Below are 18,907 nucleotides of genomic sequence, written 5' to 3' on the forward strand. Positions count from 1 at the left end.
TGTGATCCTTCCAGTAGAATATCTCCCAGTCTGCATTGAAGTAGCTTTTTCTTCTCATGAGCTCAACTGCCACCAGGTTTTCCATGAGCCTTCCGAAGTTCTCAGATATCCTGAAGCCCATCGCATATGCAATTCCTGTGTCAATTGAGTACACCTTCTGAGGGGCTATGAACTGCTGCTTCAGCTTTGGGGAATACCTCATCAGAGTTATTATCAGGTATGCATCTCTGGCACCATCTATCCACTCTCTCACCGTGTGGACATCCCTTACTCCAAAAACTCTGCACAGCTTGGACATCGTGAACTCACAGGAGAAGTTTGACGTCAGATAGGCTATCATATCCCTGAACACGGATCTCTTCCTTATCCTCAGCCTTTTTAATATGTCCTTCTCCACTATATCCGAGTATATCCTCACAATTATATCCCTTCCGAATAAATAGGTCTCTGGAAAACCTCCTCTTTTCAAAAAATCCTCTAGCTTGCTTTTTATTATGCCCACCTTTCTTGCAGAATATCCGTCGAAGTAAATGCCCTCATAAGCCAGAAACTCCCTGAAGTTGAATGGAAATAAAGTGAAATCGACATATCTTCCGGTAAGGGCCGTTGACAGCTCTCCAGATAACATCCTTGAGTTAGATCCGGTCACCACAACTCTTTTGCTCTCCCTCATCCTGCTCACAAAAAGCTCCCATCCTGGCACGTTGTGGGGCTCATCAAGCAGCAGATAATCGAAATCCCCATGTAGCTCATAGAAGGCCTGAAGCAGCCTATCAAAATCGGCTGAATTAAATCTCAGCAGCCTCTCATCATCGAAGTTTATGTAGCATGCTTTTAGATCCCTCAGAATTAGATGAGAGAGGGTGGATTTCCCGCATCTCCTGACTCCCAGTATTGCTAGAACATTCGGAGCCGATATATATCTTTTCAGCCTTTCATAGTCTATATCTCTTTCTATTATCCTTCTATTCCTGAATTTATCCTCTATTTCCTCCTTTTGAGCCGTTATTATCCTTTTTAACTCTTGCACTTCCACACAGCTATATCCACAAGGTTTTTTAAAAAGTTTGTGGATAGAAGAGTAAAGAGCTGCAGAGAATAGAACAGATTTCTGAGCTAGAAAATCAAAGATATCAGCTTACTGCTTTTTGTAATGCTGTAATAATTTTTTTGTGGTCTCTAGAACCCTGAATGCCATATTAAGTGCCTCTCTTGCATCTTCCTCGGAATAAAGCTCCTCTGGAGGTATAAAAGCCTTCTCATCGCCATAAAAAGCGGGTCCTCTTCTTATTGCAAGATATGTGCTTATTTTCTTCAGTTCATCTATCTCTTTCTTCAGCCAATCTGGAAGATTAACTTCCTCCTTGGCTTTATCTAAAGCCACTGAGACATCATGAGATCTCGGATACTCTATCCCCATGAGACGCAACATTCCCTTCAGGGATAATTCAACGCACTCCTGCGCTCTACGCACACATCTATGAAAAGCTCCCTCGTCCAGATTGAATTTTGCCTCCCTATAAGAGCGTTCGGCATCCTCTATATACGCCTTAGCCATCGCATAAGTGTTCAAATCTCGATCACCTCTCCCACATTAAGGCCCGGCTTGAGAACCCACATCCAGCTCCCATCTTCAAGCTCAATTCTCTTTGCTCCCAGCTTTATCAGTTTTTTCCACAGATCTTTCAGCACCTTTGTCATAAATTCGTCCTTATCGTGAAGTATTATTGCATCTGTCAGTAGATCTAGGTATATAGGCCTGCTTTTCAATGCCTCCTCCACCCTCAGAGGATAAAACTGCAGAGGATGTCCTGGAATTCTGTCTCTTACTCTCTCAGCTATTGGAAAGAGAAGATCCATCCTTCTGGAGTATTTTTGTGGAAAGTTCCTTGCCACGACCAGCAGGTCTATGTCACTGCCCTCCTTGAAATCCCCTCTTGCCACGCTTCCAAACAGGACAACGGATATCAAGTTATCGCCAAAAAGCTCTTTTAACTCCGATAGGACATCTTTTAGAACTTCCCTGAAATTCGGATTTACACAATCCAGCCCATATCTGAGGACGAGCTCCATGGTCTGCTAAATGTAACTCAGTTGAATATATAAACTGGCTGGAGATTTCTGCTCAAAAAATATATTAAAAGTTGGGAATTCATCAAGATCAATGCAAGGAGACTCCTGACTTTAGTTGTGGAGTAGGTTACTAGGAAAGATCAAGGCTGATAGTCATAGCTCTCTCCTCCAGCTCCATAGTAACAGGGATGTATTAAGAGGTAGACGACCTGTCCGGGCTTGGCGTTCTGCACTATGCTTATCCAATCGCTCGGCTTTCCCATGTTATCCGTTCTCCAGTAGTGCTGATATGTTCTCAGGTAGGGAAGGACCGATAGATAGCACTCGCTTACGAGTCCGAAGTCCTCTATGCTTTTGTTTGCCATGGAAAACATGTCAAAATTTCTGTACGTCATGTTTGCCCTGTTTCCATGGGCACATGCTGTATCAACTGGAACTATCGATCTGAGAATTTGAAGATCGAGCTCAAATAAACTAAGTGCTTTGCTCAGATTGTATCTGCTTGTGCTGTATTCTGATGCATAGAGATCCTCATAGTGAAGGCCTACATCGAAGCCCCAGTCATAAATCTGCTTTATCTTCTTCGACACAGACTCCGACAGGACGTTGTATCTCTCATCCCTTACCCTGACATAGTATGATGCATTTATCCCAAGTTCATGCTCCATCTCTGCCATTTTAAACGCTATTTCTATGTCATTGTCACAGTCATGCCTCAATACGACAGTTACTCTATCCGAAGGAGCTCTCCATCCACTTTTGCTGAGCAGAACAAATTGTTTTACATTTAAAACAAGATATCTGGGCTTCCTAAGCTCCTCCAGAAACCTCCTGTAGTAGTCCAAGGAGAAGTAAGATGTCCCCTTTTGTACATTCTGCACCTCTCCAGCATATCCGAGGCTCATTTGTGGGGCTCTTGCATTACTCTCCTTTGGGAAAATAAGGGGAATAAGAGCTGATAATGCTATCAGTGCCACTAGCACTGCTATTAGGTGAACACGACTGAGCATAAAGAGGAGCTAAGGGGAGTGGATAAAATCATTAATTCTATTTATATGTCATAAACCTTTTTAATCCCCTGCTGTCACATAAGTAGGCCCTGTTTTCCCTCGAGGAAAACAGCAGGACCTAGCCAGCGGGTCCGTTGGCCGACCCTTCAGGGTTCGTCAGCAGTTCCCAAAAAGTTAACTATTAACTTTTATGTGCATACTCACACGATAAGTTTATAAATGAAAGATCCTATTTTCTGTGCCCGATATGTGGTGGTATATAGCACCGAATGGGCACATACTCAGGATGAGGGGAGTTTCCGTTGCCCCTGAAAGCCATCCATGAGGATAGCAACCCTGTTGCCATCCGAGATGGAACGGGTAGTAAATGTCAATTACCCGACAACGGAAGCTGGTCGAGAGAAGAAGGAGATCCGTATGTCGAGACAGATGAAAAAGGTGATGGACCTGGCACCCGGCTCTGACGGGATAAATGTCAGGGTCAGGGTTTTGGAGGCGGGCGAGCCCCGCGTTGTGGAGACGAGGAGTGGGTCCAAGACCCTCTCCGAGGCCCTAGTTGGGGACGAAACCGGAAGAATAGGCCTCACTTTATGGGGGGACCATGCAGGAAAGCTGAGGAAAGGACAGGTGATAGAAGTACAGAATGCATTCACCACCGCGTTCAGGGGGAAGGTGCAGCTCAATGTTGGAAACAGAGGAAGCATACAGCAGCTTGATGATAGCTCCATGGTAAGCGCTGAGGAGATTCCAGAGGAATCTCCTGAGGCTCCTGAGGGCTGGAGACCGAGAAGACAGGGCTATGGAAGGAGGCCGAGAGGAGGATTTAGGCGCTGATATTAGAGATCTCCAAAGAGAATTTAAATAGAATCCGTGTAATCTGCAGGTTAAAATGGATGGGCTCATAAACCTATTCTCTCCTTTATCTTCGCTATCTCTTCCCCTATTTTTGAGAATCTTTGCTCAAAGCCTTTAGGTCAGTCCTGAGCTCCTTTATCTCCTTCAATGTTTCATCCTGTTTTTCCAGCATTTTTAATCCAACATTAACGATTTTCACAAGCTGGCCCAGGCTGAATATCCTGTAAAATCCCTCTATGGACATCACACTTCCCTCATAATTCTCATCTATCACCTCTCTCACTTCTGCAAACTCAGGAAAGTTACTTCTTGCAAACTCGATAAACTTGTCAACTCTGCTTTTCTCCCCCTCAACAATGCATTCCACATAATCCTCAATGTTTTTAGCCTGAAAGCCTACTAATCCCAGCTGTTCTGCTGCTTCTAGAAGGAAAAGCCTGTATCCAACATCCTGTACTCTCTCCCCTTTTATCACGATCCTCTTCTTCATCTCACAGAAAAATCGGCCTTTTAATTTAAATTTAGGCATGTTATAAGCCTAATTTAGCATCGACAGAGAACCCGTGTTTTCGGCTTTATCGGCAGATAAGAGTGTTGGGACCGATAAACCTCATTATTGTAGTAATATCATGCATTGTCTTAACAGTCTCGGTCCTACTAGTTGGAACGTATATTCCTTTTGGAATAAAGATGGCCTTTAAGGATATGTTTAAATTTTTATCCCCTCCACATCTTAGTAGTGGGAACTTGGTGATAAGGCAGAGGTCTTTTGATTTTGCAACCTGGACCCATCTTGTCCCAGAATCGGAGATAAGAGCCCTTCTCAGATATGCCGTCAAGTACTATTTTGCGGGAGGAAAGCCGGGCGTCCTTCCTTTGACGGTTCTCCCTAGGATAATGGTGGAGATGGGTCTTGAGGACTTTGAGCTCCTCTCAAGCTCAGATGACCACAAGGTTGTGATAGATCACTACAACTATGCCCCAACAGATGGTCTGATGAGCCTCAGAAAGGTGCTGGCTGATCTGATGATAAGAAGGGATTATCTCCCTCTTGACAAGGAGGAGGGGTGGAAGGATGTTATAATAACAACTGGATCTCAACAGGCGATATATGCGATAATGGATGTTTTAATAGATCCCGGGGATGTTGTCATAGTTCCCAGGCCTGTCTACCTCGGATTTGTGAATGTGGCAGTTAAGTTTGGGGCAAGGGTCATAACAGTGCCGCAGGACAAGGAGGGTGTTGACCCTGAGCATGTTGATAAGGCAATAGAGGAGTCCAAGAAGAGGTTTGGAAAAGTTCCTGACATCATATATGTGGTCCCGGATTCAGATAACCCAACTGGCACGACAATGCCTGAGAAGAGGAGAAAGGATCTGTTTGAGGTTGCTGCATCACATGGCTCCCTTATAGTTGAGGATGCTGCATACAGGGAGATACAGTTTGGAGATCAGAGAATAAGGCCGATAAAGGCATTTGACAAGGAGAACAGTCATGTCATATACATGAGAACTACAAGCAAGGAGGTAGCTGTCGTCAGAGTTGGATATTCTGTCATGCCGAAGGATGTGGCAGAGCAGGTGATAAAGGTGAAGGGATATCTGGATCTCTGCACTCCCGTCCTCTGCCAGAGATTTGCCAGATACTACTATGAGAGGTATTTCGAGAGGGAGATAGACAAGGTCAGGAAGGAGTATGAGAAGAGATGCAGGGTGATGGCAAAGGCAATAGATGAGAGTTTCCCAGAAGGGGAGAGGACTGATCCGAAAGGAGGCTTCTTCATATGGTGGAGCTCCAAGAGGAAGGACTTCGACTCAAAGAAGTTCTTGGATATTGCAATAAAGGAGGATGTTGCCTATGTCCCAGGACAGGCATTCTATCCATCAATAGGAATGGCATATCAGCCAGGAGTGGGACTTTCCGACAATATCGTGGAGAGAAATGGGATGAGACTTGGGTACTCATATCTATCGCCAGAGGAGATAGAAGAAGGCATAAATAGGCTTGGATCCATTCTCAGGAGGCATCTTGGATGATAGAGGAGAGGATAAAGAGCGGTATCGTTGACATGATGGAGAGAGCTGCTTTTAGAGTTCCAGATGATGTTTTGAATGCATTAAAAAGGGCAGCAGAAGAGGAAAGCGGTGTGGCAAAGTCAAATCTAATGGCCATACTGAAAAACTTGGACGAAGCTGGGAGGTTGAGGCTGCCGATATGCCAGGACACCGGCACACCAACTTTCTTCGTGGAGCTTGGTGAGGACTTCCCGATAAGAGCAGGGATATACAATCTGATAACGGAGGCTGTGAGGGAGGCGACAAGAAAAGTTCCCCTCAGGCCAAACTCAGTGAATCCATGGACTTATGAAAACCCAGGGGATAACACGGGAAGGTTCGTCCCGGTGATCCATGTTGACATAGTTCCTGGGGATAGAATGAGGGTGACATACTTGGCCAAGGGAGGTGGAAGTGAGAATGTCTCACAGCTGTTCATGCTGCCTCCGGTAGCCGGGCTCAAGGGGATAAAGCAGGCTGTGGTAAATGCAGCCTATAATGCTGGGACTCAGCCATGCCCTCCAGTTATAATAGGGGTTGGAGTTGGAGGAAGTGCGGATATCGCTATGAAGCTTGCTAAAAAGGCGACCCTCAGGCCTTTAAATGAGAGAAATCCTGATGAAAACCTAAGAAAAATAGAGGAGGAGCTCAAGGAGAAGATAAACTCGATGGGAATAGGGCCCATGGGACTTGGTGGAAAGACTTTTGCCCTAGCTGTGCACATAGAGTGGGCACATAAGCATCCGGCAAGCCTTCCAGTGGGAGTTTCAATGCTCTGCTGGGCTGCTAGGAAGTCAATAGCTGATTTTCTTCCGAATGGGGAGTTCAGGATAGTTGTTCCATGAGGTGGTATGATGGAGTATTATATAAAAACTCCTATTAGTGAGGAGGAAGTGAGGAAGCTGGAAGCAGGTGATGTAGTTTATATATCGGGAAAGATAATAACGGGAAGGGATCAGGTTCACAGGAGAGCTTTGGAGTTTTATAAAGAGGGAAAGCCTCTTCCAGTTGATCTTAGAGGGATGGCAATTTATCACTGTGGTCCAATAGCCGAGAAAAAAGGAGATGAGTGGAGAATTGTTGGATTCGGTCCTACCACAAGCGCTAGGATGGAGTCGGTGGAAGCTGATTTCCTAAGGGCCTTTGGAGTGAGGCTTGTGATAGGGAAAGGAGGTATGTTCGAGAGGACAACACAGGCTATGAAGGAGCTTGGAGCTGCATATCTAGCTCATCCAGGCGGGGTATCTGTTCTGGCTACTAAATCCGTGAAGAGAGTTTTGGAAGTTCATTGGCTTGATCTGGGAATTCCCGAGGCAATGTGGGTTGTTGAAGTTGAGAATTTTGGACCCACAATGGTGGCCATAGACTCCCATGGAAGGAACCTCTTCATGGAGGTGATGAAAAGAGCAGAGAGCAGGAGGAAAGAGATATTTGAGGAGCTGAAGTAAACTGATAATTTCTTTCTTTTTTAATTCATACTTTGTTAATATGAAAAATGTCTTATGGAATTACACATATCATGATTATTACAAGCTTTTAAACCTATGCAAGATACTCTGAAACGTTTCGAAATGGTATCACAATAACATTAATATTCCGTTTCAGTTAGATATGCTTAGTGATGGAGATGACAAGCGTGGTGATGTCGGCAATACTCGAGCCAAGAAGACTTGGTCTCGAGCTTCTGTGGTGGGAGCTTGGAAGGGGAGAGGCAAGAGCTCTGTATCGCATGGAAGTTGAGCTCTCTAGATATGGAGTGAGAAGGATATCCAGCATTATAAAGAGGATTATAGCGGAGAAAATGCCCTACTCCTCCGTAAAGGTTGTAGCTAAGAGCGAGAAAGGGGCTACATACATTGACATAAGGATAAGGGTTAGAAAAAGAAGAATAGAGCCAGAGGGTTTCTCTGATGTCCTAGTTTACTCGCTTCTCTGATCTTCTTTTAAGCAGGACATCTTTATTAGAGTTTTGCCAGAAAACTCACACCATTTATGGGTGAGATTAATGCAAAAAGCTTAAAAATCGAGAAGCCCAGTCATTTTGGGATGTTCCCGTGCAGAAGGATGCCCAGGTATGCGTGGTTGGGAAAGTTTTCAAGCCAAATAGATTAAAGGTTTTGGCCTTAAACAGAACTTTTAACGAGTATTTCAGGCTCGTGAAATGGTATCTCAGCTTTAACTCCAAATCCAAGAGTTTTCTGCACGAGAACTGTTATGAAAAGGCCAAAGAGCTCTTCAACCTGAACACTGCTTTAATCCAAACCGCAAGGGACAAGGCCGTTGAAATCTTGAAAAGCTTCGAGAAAGTCAAGGAAAAGAACAGCATTTTGAGACCTAAGAGAATATCCATGCGCTTTGATAGAAGATGCTACCGCTTTTCTAAGACAACAAATGTTCTGACGCCATACTGGCTGACGCTGAGCTTAAACAGGAGGGAAAGAGTCAGTTTGCCGGTAGCCTTTGGGGAGAAACAGAAACAGAGGATAGAGGAAGCCCTCAGAGGCGGGTGGGAATTTACAACAGTTGAAATGGTCAAGCGTGATGGACAATGGTATGCCCATTTCATCCTAAAGAAATCCGTTGAAGTCCCAGATGAGCCTGAAACCGTGATAACAATAGATAGAGGCGAACACAATTTGGCTGTTGCAGTAGCAATATCGAAAAGCAATCCTAACAAGCCCATAAAGGGACGGTTCTGGAGAGGACAGGAAATCAAGCAGATAAGAGGACTATACGGTCATATCAGAAGGAAACTTCAGGAAAAGAGCAGGGTTGGAAAGGTTAAGGAGCTTAAAGGAAAAGAGAGAAGAAAGGTCGATCAACAGCTACACATTATAGCCAATCAGATAATCGCTTATGCTAAACAGTTCCCGAAACCGGTAATCGTGATGGAGAATCTAAATGGAATCCGTCAAAACTTCAAGAAGTCTAAAAAGCTTAACAAAAGGTTCCACTCTTTACCCTTCAGGAAGCTCCAAATCTACATTGAACACAAGGCTCTTCTCGAGGGAATAGAAGTCAGATACTTGACGAAAAAAGAGACTAGAAACACTTCTAAAACATGCCACAGATGCGGGCATGTTGCCCAAGTTAAAGGAAGGATGTTTAAATGTCCAAAGTGTGGAATGGAATACGATAGGGATTTAAACGCCTGTATAAATATAGCCCATGGGGTAATGAGCTCTATGGGATGGGGGAGCTGTGAGCCCCCCGAACCAGCAGATGAGGGGATAGGCGCAAAGCCTACTCCGAACGCTGGAAGCCCACAGGCTTCAACTGTGGGTAGCTCACTAGAGTTGTTCCCTCCTTCTTAAAGCCCACTGTCTTCTCCCTCATTATCACTCCCTTCAGGAACTGTATCGCTTTTGCAGGATCAACTCCCTTCGGACAGACATTGCTACAGGAAGCTGCAAAGTGGCATCTCCAGCATCCATGATCGCTGTCCACAACCGAAAGCCTTAGCTTGGCTCCTTCATCTCTGTTGTCCATTATGAACCTATATGCTTTGTTTAGTGCTTGAGGACCAAGATAAAGCGGATCCGTAGCTGTGGTAGGGCATGCTGCATAACAGCAACCACACTCTATGCAGTCAGCAAATTCCAAATACTTGAGAAGTTCCTCCTCTGTCTGTTTATATGCCCCAGTTGGGTTCATCATTTCCTCGGCATCGCTTCTTATTATAAACGGATATATGCTCCTCTCCTTCTTGAAGAAATCTGAGAAATCTACTACGAGATCCTTTATTATCCTGAAGTTTTTTAGAGGAGCAACCTCCACCATATCCGTTCCCAAGGATAGAACTCTTGTATAGCAGGCGAGTCTTGGCTTTCCATTTATCATCATGCCACAGGAGCCACATATAGACTGCCTGCAGGAGTATCTTACAGCTAAAGTTGGATCCTCCTCCTTTATCCTGAGAAGAGCATCCAGCACCGTCGTTCCTCTGTCCACCTTTACCTTAAATCCATCCCAGTGGGGGAATTTGTCGACCTTTGGGTTGTACCTGAACACCTTGAACAGAATCCATCTCTCCTCCATCGCATCACCTCACCAATGCTATCACTAAATTAGCTATATATAAGTAAATTATTATTCCCAGCACTAGTATGATGTAGGATATTGCCCTTGACCTTTTCGGCATAAGCTCTATTAGGATCACCCTTACACCGTTCATCGCATGATACATAAGGGCGGAGACAAATATCAGCATGTTTACCAGGTATAGAGGACCATGAATCTCCATGCCCGGGATGTTGTTCTTCATGAGATGTATTGATCCTGTCACAAGAAGGACGACGGCTGCTGCATAATGTAGCATCATCAAGCTGGACTCCCTCATGTTATCACCCTCATGTTCAGCATCAGGTAGTAGAACATCACCAAGAAGATTATGAAGAATATGAGCAGAATCACGACAGTGAACTTCTTCTGAGTCCCGTATATTACCCCCATTTTATAAGGATAAACTGGCCTGTAAGTCTTTCCTAAGAGAAATCCAAGCTCTGTGATGAGAAGCCTCACTCCATTTGCCGCATGGAAGGAGAGAATAAGCAGCAGTATTGTGTACTCCCATCCATACATGAAGGGAAACAGCCTTGGAAATGCGTTCTGTATCGTGTGTATCACAATCCAGATCACCAGCCCTATTCCACTTATCCTGTGCATTGTGTAGAGAAATCTCTCAAGCGAGTAGTTTCTGAAGTCAAACCACTTAAAAACTCCTCCTCTGTTCTCCTCCTTCATGTTATCACCTCAATATTTCCTCTCAGCAGGCTTCCACTTCGTTATCCTGACGGGAATATAATCCAGCATGGGAAGGCCCTCCTTCGTCCTGTATATTATCGTGTGCTTCAGCCAGTTCACGTCATCCCTGTTGGGATAGTCAAGTCTGTAATGGGCCCCTCTGCTCTCTGTCCTAGCTAATGCAGCTGTCAGAACAACTTCAGCCATCTCAAGCATGAAATCAAGTTCCAAAACGTGTATCAAATTCTGGTTGTACTCCTTGCTCTTATCAGCGACTCTTCCTGTTCCAAAAAGTTTTCTTAACTCCCTTATTCTGTTAAGCCCCTCTTTAAGTCCATCTCCGTGCCTGAAGACATAGGCATATTTGCCCATTGTGTTCTGCATCTCCCTTCTTATTAAATATGGATCCTCACCAGTTCCTCCCCTCAGTATCCCATCAAATACTCTTTTCTCCTCCATCTCAGCTTTTTCCTTGGGTATATCCCTCTCAGGCCTTCCAGCTGCATATTCAGCTGCGTTCTTTCCTGTTATATACCCGAATACTAGGCAATCTATTGATGAGTTTGTGCCGAGCCTGTTTGCCCCATGGACACTGGAGCAATTGCACTCCCCTGCCGCCCAAAGACCCTTTATCTTTGTCGCTCCATTCATATCCACCTGTATGCCTCCCATCAGGTAATGAGCCACGGGTCTCACGGGCACCATTTCCTCAGCTGGATTTATTCCCAGCAGATTCATGCAGAGCATCTTTATCTCAGTCAACTTCTCGCTTATCTTCTCATCTCCCAGATGGGTCAAATCCAGATGAACATAGTCCAGCCCGTTTGGACCCTCAAACCCTCTTCCCTCCATTATTTCTCTCATCATAGCCCTGGAAACTACGTCCCTTGGTGCCAATTCCATTTTTTGGGGAGCATATTTTGCCATAAACCTCTCCCCTTTGTTGTTTCTCAGATATCCTCCCTCCCCCCTGGCTGCCTCAGATATGAGAATTCCAGAGGGAACGAGGCCTGTTGGATGGAACTGGATGAACTCCATGTCCTCTATAGGAGCACCTGCTCTATAAGCCATTGCAATTCCATCAGCAGTGGCTGAATGACCATATGTTGTGAAGTTATACAGCCTTCCAATACCTCCTGTCGCCATTATTCCAGCTTTGGCCTCAAATGCGTACATCTCCCCGCTCTTCATCTCTATAGCAGTTGCCCCTCTGAACTCATTGTCCTCCACCAGCAGGGATGTGGCAAACCATTCGTGATATATTTTTATGTTATCATACTTTAATGTTGTATTATAGAGAGTTTGCATTGCATAAAAACCTGTTTTGTCCGATGCATAACATGCCCTATCAAAGCTATGCCCCCCGAATGGCCTCTGGTCTATCCTTCCATCTTTTTTCCTACTCCATGGCATCCCCCAGTGCTCAAGTCTGAGTATCTCCTGTGGAGCAAGCCTGACGAACATCTCAACTACATCTTGATCTGCGAGATAATCGGAGCCTTTAACTGTGTCAAATGCATGAAGGTCGAAGCTATCACCTTCCTCCGGATATAGCACTGCTGCAGTTCCTCCCGCATATGCAACAGAGTGGGACCTCATCGCATGAACCTTTGTCAGGATGGATACCTCAACACCCCTGCTTGCAGCCTCTATGGCAGCCCTCAATCCGGCAAGGCCGGAGCCTATTATCAGGACATCTGTCCTCAGTACCTCCAAGCAGAACCCCTAAAAGTTTTTTGAGGATAGAATAAAAAAGTTATTCTGAAATGACTGGGATTTTTATTCTAATATATCAACCTCTTGATCATCTATGATGGAAGTTAGATAATAAAGTAGGGCTATTCAGAAATATTTTTATCAGATTAAAAAGCATTCCTCCTGAGCAGTAAAGGATGAAATCCTAGTTACTCCCTCTTATACGGCTTTCCTAAAGCTGCTGGTGCCCTTGCCTTTGCTACAAATCCAGCAGCAACGATAACAGTGGCTACATAGGGAATTGACCATATAACTTGATCGGGAACTATCCCGCTCGGTATTGAGAGAGAGACAGCAAAGAGGAAGCCGAAAAGAAAACCGCTTAGCACAGCAATTATGGGGTTCCATCTCGAGAAGACGACCATTGCCAGAGCTATAAAACCTCTACCAGCGCTTATATCCCTTGTGTAAGAGGCAAGCCAATCAAGTCCCAGAAAAACCCCTCCAAGAGAGGCCAGAACTGATCCTGTCACGGTTGCAAGAAACCTAACCCTGAAGACATTTATCCCAGCTGAATCTGCAGCTCTTGGATTTTCTCCCACTGCCTTAAGTCTAAGGCCCACGGATGTCCTCTCTATTATGTACCATGCTGCTATTCCAACTGCTATTGTAAATGGGACAAACGGGCTGAAGCCATAAAGTTTTGGTATCTGAGCTCCTTTTGGTATTATCGGACTGTTTGCAAAAGTCCCCCATGTTAGATACAGGGTTATAACCCCTATACCATATGCAAAGAGGTTCAGGCCCACCCCAACTACTACTTGATCCCCTGCTAGATATATGCTTATCACAGCATGCAGTATCCCTACAGCTATTCCAGCCAATATACCTGCTGAAAGGGCCAGATATAAGTTGCCAGTGAAGTATCCTACATAAACTGATGAGAGAGCCCCCAGCATTATTATGCCCTCAAGTCCTATGTTCACAACTCCAGACCTCTCTGTTATTATCTCCCCTATTGCAGCAAGAGTTATGGGAACCATCAACCTCAGTGCTCCCAAGTAGAATGATGGCTCAGTGAATATAGAGAGTATACCGAGATCCATCATCTCATCCTCCTTCTTATCATGTCAATTATGCTGGGAAGTGCTACAAACACTATTATCACTCCTTGAACCGCAAGACCAAGCTCAAGAGGCACACCGGTTCTTCCTCCTACAGAGGTGTACCTCTGGACAGCTTGCACACCAGTTTTCAACATGGCAAAGAGTATGCTAGCTGGTATTATGGCTATCGGATGGTTTCTTCCTATCAGCGCAACAGCAATGCCGTCAAATCCATATCCCTTTATATATGTGAGCTCTGTGTCCATGCAATGAAATCTTCCCATCACCTCAAATGCCCCTGCAAGAGCGGCTACTCCTCCGCTTATGAACATAGACATTATCATGCTTCTTCTTACATTTATCCCTCCATAGCTTGCTGCTGTTGGGTTAAGACCCACAGCTCTTATCTCATATCCAAATGGAGTTTTCCAGAGAAGGACATAAACTAAAAAGGATACTAGCAAAGCCAGAAAGAGAGAAAAGGATAGATCTGTTCCTGGCATGACAAAAGGAAGCACAGCAGTGGCCTCTATATCCTTTGTTTTATATGCTCTCATTGGATCATAAAATTGATATGTAAACAAATAGTTTGATAGATAAAGAGATAAGTAATTTAGCATTATGGTTGAGACGACTTCGTTAACGCCTCTGGAGACCTTAAGCCAGCCTGCAAGCCCTCCCAGAAGTCCACCTAGAATAAAAGCAACTATTATTATCAACAGCTGATGAGCCAAATTTGGCATTGCCAGAAAAGCCCCTATAGAAACAGCAGCAAGTGCTCCTAAATAGGACTGACCCTCAGCACCGACATTGAAGAGGGATGCTCTAGCAGCTATTGCAAATGAGAGACCTGTAAGCATAAGAGGAGCAGCATAGCTCAGCGTTGTCATCAGGTAATATAGGTTCCCAAAGGCTCCTATGAGCAGTCCTTGGTAGAATAGAATGGGATCGAAGCCAGCAAGCCATATTATAATTCCGCCAACAAAAAAACCTGCTATAAGTGAGAGAAAAGAGTCTGCTATCTGTTTCCAGTACTTCATGAGATCCCTCCTATTGAAATTCCTCCCATCATCATCCCCACTTGTTCCTCGCTCACTCTCTCAGGATCCACTATGCCGGTAAATCTGCCCTCATACATAACAGCCATCCTATCTGAGAGGCCCATCACCTCATCTAGATCAGCTGAGACAAGCAGTATTGCCCTTCCCTCATCCCTCATTCTGAGCAGGAGATCCCTTATGTACTCGGTTGCTGCCACATCAAGGCCTCTAGTTGGTTGAGATGCTACTATAACTCTCGGGCTCTTGCTAAGCTCTCTCCCCACTATTAGCTTCTGCTGATTTCCTCCGCTTAAACTCCTAGCTGGGGTCTTAAGGGACATAGTTTCGACATTGAAGTCCTTAACTATTTTATCCGTCCACTTGAATATCTCTCTTCCGTTCATGAGCCCGATTGAGTTGAGGAACTTTCTGCTCCTGTGAACTCCAACTATTGCATTTTCCTCGACGCTGAAGTCCAGTATTATGCCCCACTTGTGTCTATCCTCCGGTATATGTCCAAGTCCGAGAGAATAAAGCTTCATTGGATTCATTCCTGTTACATCAACCCCACAGAGAATTATGGATCCTCTGTCAACTTTTCTAAGGCCACATATTGCCTCAACGAGCTCGCTTTGCCCATTTCCCTCTACACCAGCTATTCCAAATATCTCTCCAGATCTGACAGAGAAGCTTAGACCTCTGACAGCTTCTCTTCCCCTATCATCCCTGACCCAGAGATCCCTCACTATAAGCACCTCCTCTCCTAGAGAGGGAGGTTTCTTCTCTATTTTCATCTTGATATCCCTTCCTACCATCATCCTAGCAAGTTCAGGTATTTCTACATCTTTTACATCCCTCACTCCAACTACTTCTCCCCTCCTCAGCACTGTGACCCTATCAGCAATTGCCTTCACCTCCTTTAACTTATGAGTGATGAATATTATCGTCTTTCCGCTATCCCTCATCTTCCTCAGAAATGAAAAAAGCTCTTTGACCTCTATTGGTGTTAGGACGGCAGTGGGCTCATCTAATATGAGGATCTCAGCCTTCTTATAGAGCATCTTTAGTATTTCAATTCTTTGTTGTATTCCGACAGGCAGATTCTCTACCGCTGTATCCAGATCCACCTTGAGGCCGGTCTCCTCCATTAGCATCTCTATCTCCTTTCTCGCACTTTTTCTATCAACAGTTAAAGGGCCTGATAGAGGCTCTTTTCCCAGTATTATGTTGTCCAGCGCTGAGAAGGTCGGTATAAGCATGAAATGCTGGTGAACCATCCCTATTCCATTCTCCATCGCCTCTTTAGGGCTTTTTATCTCCACTTTTTCTCCTCTTAGGTATATCTCCCCCGATGTCGGAGGAATGAGACCATACAGTATGTTCATCAGGGTCGTCTTTCCAGCCCCATTCTCTCCTAGGAGCCCGTGTATCTCCCCTCTATTTACTGAGAAATCCACACCTCTGAGCGCAATAGTCCCATCTGGGTATATCTTTCGGATCCCTTTCATCAAAATTATCTGCTCTGAGCTCAAAATAGACCCTCCAAAAAAGAAAAGGAGGGGGTTATCCGGTCACCCCATACCTAGCCCTTATCTGCTTTATCTCATCAGGGGAGTTAGCCGTTGGAATCACTATCTCCCCCTTCTTTATCTTCTCCTCCAGTGTCTTGAGCTGATCCCAAACTGATTGGGGTATCTGAGATCTCATCTGCTTGTACTTTGCTATTATGTTCTCCGGCGTGTCAGGAAGCTTTGCTCCAAGCATTTTCGCCACCTCTATAAACGCTATTAGGTCATTTTCGTCGCTCATCTTCACTCCTCCCTCCTTTAAGCCAAGAGGCATGACACCACCGGTGAAATTGCCGTATACTACATCCCTTATTGCGTAGTAAACTCCGTTGTCAACTCTCTTCATCATGCTGGCTATTACAAAGCCGGGATGTATCCAATCCTGGTCTGCGTCAACTCCTATTCCAAATGGCGGTCCCATTGTGAGGCCATGAGCTGCCCCATAATCAGCCACAGCATCCAGCATTCCCTTTCCAGTAAGGCCTGCAACATTGTAAAGAACATCAGCTCCCTGCGTGAGCATGCCCTCAGCTACCTGTTTTCCTAATGCCGCATCTGTGAAGGAACCGGTGTACTTGTAGATAATTTGTACCTTCTTTCCTGTTATGTTTTCAGCATAGTTGACTCCCCAGTAGAACCCTGCCTCGAAGTGATATAGAACAGGGATCTCTATCCCTAGGACAACGCCAACCTTATTTGTCTTTGTTGCAAATCCAGCTAGAGCTCCGACAAGCGCTGATCCCTCATTCTCCTTGAAAATTATTCCTCTGACATTGGGGGCATTCACCACAGAGTCTATTATAGCATATTTTTGGTTTGGAAACTCATGAGCAGTCTGATTTAGCGCATCCGTCATCAGAAATCCAACGCAGATTATCAAGTCATACTCCTTTGATTGAGATAGCGACCTGAGGTTCGGCAGGTAGTCAGCGGAGGTCCTAGATTGTACGTATGTAACCTCAACTCCGAAGTCCTTCTTTGCTCTCTCAGCTCCCATCCATGCCATATCATTGAAGCTCAGGTCTCCTCTTCCTCCGATGTCAAATATAACAGCAACTTTCACTTTCTTCTGAGGGGCAGCTGGTTGAGTTGGCTGGGTTGGTGTTGGTTGAGTTGATGTTGTTGGTTGAGCAGGTCTCATGAGAACTGCGGCAGCTGCCACAACAACTAGGATCAGGATGACCAAGGCCACCAAAACAGTCTTCGAAACTCCGGCTCTCATTCATAACACCCTTTTTTGGGTGTGAGGTATAGAAGACTAAAAATAATAAAGTTTTCTGCAAGGTAGAAAAATCCTCCGGCCATTAGCTAATGAAAAATCTCTTAACTATCTCCTCCAGAGGAAGGATCATCACATCCAAACCCCTCAGATCCCTCAAATATTTCGCTGCTTTAGCCGAATTTGTGACAACCCTTCTAAATCCAATTTTTTCCAGCGGGGAGACGACCATGCATGTATCAGCATACACCTCTATCCCTGCTTTCTCCAGCATTTTAACTGTGCCCTGGCATTGAGCTAGGACAGATCTGGATGTAAAAGCCCAGAATTTTATTTTCGTTCTCTTGCCATTGGAGAGCTCAGCTAGATACATTAGCTCTTTCATGGAGAGATGGGGACATCCAACTGCTATTAAATCAGGATCCCCGTTATAGGAGCTGAGCTCCTCTCTAGCCTCTATTATATCTGATCCCTCCACTTTCAGCTTTTCATTTCCGCTTACACTAAAAATATGCGCTTCAGGGGTAAATCCTTCGATATGAAAGAGCTCTATTCCACCAGATGCCGCAGCAGCAGCTCCAAAGGCCTTAAGCTCCTCATATGAGGGATGAACTCCTTCAACAAATGGGACAGCTGAGGGATATTCCCTTCCAATAATGTATCCAGCCAAGCTGAACTCTGTGAAACCCTTCAGGCCTGCCATGTCAACTTTCAGATTTGGGATCCTTTCCTCATCCAGATGCTTACCGTACAGAGGTGTATAACCAACAGTAGCAGCCACAATTCCCTTTATACTTCCTTCTCTGTTTGTTCTTGCCCCGATAACGCTGTTTACAAAGGAGACAGCACTTGACTCACCCCAGCAGATATGCTCGCCGAATGTGGGAAGATTTCCAGCCAGATATGGTGTGCATGTAAACGTGGGAACAGCACCCATCTTAAGGAGAAGCCTCACTATCCTGAGCTGCTTCTCAGCAAAATCCTCCGGAATACCCATCTTCCTCCATCTCTTTAGGTCCATGCCAGCGGGATTTGTGGTTGCCAATACCCTGAATCTAGCGTCTTTCGATACTTTCTTCAGGAAATCTAGGCCCTCTTCTCCTATTGTGGCATATGATATGCCGGAAAGGTGTACTGAGTTTATCCTAACAAATCCTCTGGCTGATGAGAAGGATGCCTCCTTCTCCAGATACCTGACGAAGTTCTCAGGCACCCCCTCTACTTTCAGCTCCTCCACAGGCCCTTCATGCTCCATCTCAACTGGTATTCCCGCCAGCACAGCTGCCATCGTTATGCTATCAGGCTTCTCAAGTATTATCTTTCTCGGTGCAGCCTTATTTCTCACAAGCTTGAAGAAAGTGTAGGCACCAACAGTCGACCCTATGGAATGCGGTATTTTTATTGCCCTTCCTGCTATGGAAGTTCCTCTCTGTGGATGATCCCTCTGGACTATCTCCCCTGTCCTCACATCAACTCCATCGAGCCAAGATATGGGCTTCCCCAGCACAAGTATCTCCAACAACCCACCTCTCATCAGGGGAAC

The 18,907-nt window shown here is 45.1% G+C and carries 20 protein-coding genes; 6 read left to right on the top strand and 14 right to left on the bottom strand.

The features are described from left to right. The 4 genes from D6D85_RS15170 to D6D85_RS15185 all read right to left on the bottom strand — a co-directional run. Positions 1-1,036, bottom strand: a 1,036-nt coding sequence (locus D6D85_RS15170; protein ID WP_133308333.1) for an ATP-binding protein, incomplete at its 3' end; no start/stop codon positions are given. A 102-nt stretch (positions 1,037-1,138) separates the two neighbouring features. After that, entirely contained in the window at positions 1,139-1,573 is a 435-nt protein-coding gene (locus D6D85_RS15175; protein ID WP_125672905.1) for a HEPN domain-containing protein, read from the bottom strand. Further along, entirely contained in the window at positions 1,570-2,073 is a 504-nt protein-coding gene (locus D6D85_RS15180) for a nucleotidyltransferase domain-containing protein (protein ID WP_125672906.1), read from the bottom strand. Before D6D85_RS15180 ends, D6D85_RS15175 begins: the two co-directional genes overlap by 4 nt. 140 nt (positions 2,074-2,213) lie before the next feature. Next, positions 2,214-3,083, bottom strand: coding sequence for a hypothetical protein (locus tag D6D85_RS15185; RefSeq protein ID WP_125672907.1), 870 nt, complete (start codon positions 3,081-3,083; stop codon positions 2,214-2,216). 417 nt (positions 3,084-3,500) lie between these two features. Here D6D85_RS15185 and D6D85_RS15190 point away from each other — a divergent pair, with 417 nt between their 5' ends. Further along, positions 3,501-3,917: a single-stranded DNA-binding protein gene (locus D6D85_RS15190; RefSeq protein WP_125672908.1), complete on the top strand. Its 417-nt coding sequence runs from the start codon at positions 3,501-3,503 to the stop codon at positions 3,915-3,917. Positions 3,918-4,023: 106 nt separating this feature from the next. Here D6D85_RS15190 and D6D85_RS15195 read toward each other — a convergent pair whose 3' ends face one another. After that, positions 4,024-4,428: an acylphosphatase gene (locus D6D85_RS15195; protein ID WP_161969929.1), complete on the bottom strand. Its 405-nt coding sequence runs from the start codon at positions 4,426-4,428 to the stop codon at positions 4,024-4,026. 104 nt (positions 4,429-4,532) lie between these two features. Between D6D85_RS15195 and D6D85_RS15200 the strand changes: the two genes are divergently transcribed. The 5 genes from D6D85_RS15200 (at position 4,533) to D6D85_RS15220 (ending at position 9,307) form a co-directional block, all read left to right on the top strand. Beyond that, complete coding sequence (locus tag D6D85_RS15200; RefSeq protein WP_125672910.1) at positions 4,533-5,975, top strand: aminotransferase-like domain-containing protein; 1,443 nt, start codon at positions 4,533-4,535, stop codon at positions 5,973-5,975. Beyond that, positions 5,972-6,838 (top strand): fumarate hydratase, encoded by an 867-nt coding sequence (locus D6D85_RS15205; RefSeq protein ID WP_125672911.1) that lies wholly within the window; start codon positions 5,972-5,974, stop codon positions 6,836-6,838. The genes D6D85_RS15200 and D6D85_RS15205 overlap by 4 nt, the downstream gene beginning before the upstream one ends. 9 nt (positions 6,839-6,847) lie before the next feature. Further along, positions 6,848-7,441 carry a FumA C-terminus/TtdB family hydratase beta subunit gene (locus D6D85_RS15210; protein ID WP_337189983.1) on the top strand — a complete coding sequence of 198 codons (594 nt, stop codon included), beginning with the start codon at positions 6,848-6,850 and terminating at the stop codon, positions 7,439-7,441. A 170-nt stretch (positions 7,442-7,611) separates the two neighbouring features. After that, positions 7,612-7,929 (top strand): hypothetical protein, encoded by a 318-nt coding sequence (locus tag D6D85_RS15215; RefSeq protein WP_125672913.1) that lies wholly within the window; start codon positions 7,612-7,614, stop codon positions 7,927-7,929. Between the two features lie 118 nt (positions 7,930-8,047). Beyond that, on the top strand, positions 8,048-9,307 hold the full coding sequence (locus D6D85_RS15220; RefSeq protein WP_237558877.1) for an RNA-guided endonuclease InsQ/TnpB family protein: 1,260 nt from the start codon (positions 8,048-8,050) through the stop codon (positions 9,305-9,307). Here D6D85_RS15220 and D6D85_RS15225 read toward each other — a convergent pair. From D6D85_RS15225 to D6D85_RS15265, 9 genes are all read right to left on the bottom strand, one after another. Further along, complete coding sequence (locus D6D85_RS15225; RefSeq protein ID WP_125672914.1) at positions 9,237-10,031, bottom strand: succinate dehydrogenase/fumarate reductase iron-sulfur subunit; 795 nt, start codon at positions 10,029-10,031, stop codon at positions 9,237-9,239. The two genes, D6D85_RS15220 and D6D85_RS15225, sit on opposite strands and share 71 nt — an antisense overlap. Positions 10,032-10,035: 4 nt before the next feature. Further along, entirely contained in the window at positions 10,036-10,332 is a 297-nt protein-coding gene (locus D6D85_RS15230; RefSeq protein ID WP_125672915.1) for a hypothetical protein, read from the bottom strand. Next, positions 10,329-10,736, bottom strand: coding sequence for a hypothetical protein (locus D6D85_RS15235; protein ID WP_125672916.1), 408 nt, complete (start codon positions 10,734-10,736; stop codon positions 10,329-10,331). The genes D6D85_RS15230 and D6D85_RS15235 overlap by 4 nt, the downstream gene beginning before the upstream one ends. Before the next feature lie 9 nt (positions 10,737-10,745). Next, positions 10,746-12,452: a succinate dehydrogenase/fumarate reductase flavoprotein subunit gene (locus tag D6D85_RS15240; protein WP_125672917.1), complete on the bottom strand. Its 1,707-nt coding sequence runs from the start codon at positions 12,450-12,452 to the stop codon at positions 10,746-10,748. Between the two features lie 188 nt (positions 12,453-12,640). Next, positions 12,641-13,540, bottom strand: coding sequence for an ABC transporter permease (locus D6D85_RS15245; protein ID WP_237558878.1), 900 nt, complete (start codon positions 13,538-13,540; stop codon positions 12,641-12,643). Further along, positions 13,537-14,577, bottom strand: a complete 1,041-nt coding sequence (locus D6D85_RS15250; RefSeq protein ID WP_125672918.1) for an ABC transporter permease — start codon at positions 14,575-14,577, stop codon at positions 13,537-13,539. Before D6D85_RS15250 ends, D6D85_RS15245 begins: the two co-directional genes overlap by 4 nt. Beyond that, positions 14,574-16,085, bottom strand: a complete 1,512-nt coding sequence (locus tag D6D85_RS15255; RefSeq protein ID WP_125672933.1) for an ABC transporter ATP-binding protein — start codon at positions 16,083-16,085, stop codon at positions 14,574-14,576. Before D6D85_RS15255 ends, D6D85_RS15250 begins: the two co-directional genes overlap by 4 nt. Positions 16,086-16,140: 55 nt before the next feature. Continuing rightward, positions 16,141-17,367, bottom strand: coding sequence for a BMP family lipoprotein (locus D6D85_RS15260; protein WP_125672919.1), 1,227 nt, complete (start codon positions 17,365-17,367; stop codon positions 16,141-16,143). Positions 17,368-17,449: 82 nt separating this feature from the next. Beyond that, complete coding sequence (locus D6D85_RS15265; protein WP_161969930.1) at positions 17,450-18,883, bottom strand: aconitase X; 1,434 nt, start codon at positions 18,881-18,883, stop codon at positions 17,450-17,452. Positions 18,884-18,907 lie beyond the last annotated feature (24 nt).

The sequence above is a fragment of the Candidatus Methanodesulfokora washburnensis genome, assembly GCF_003947435.1.
Lineage (GTDB): Archaea > Korarchaeota > Korarchaeia > Korarchaeales > Korarchaeaceae > Methanodesulfokora > Methanodesulfokora washburnensis.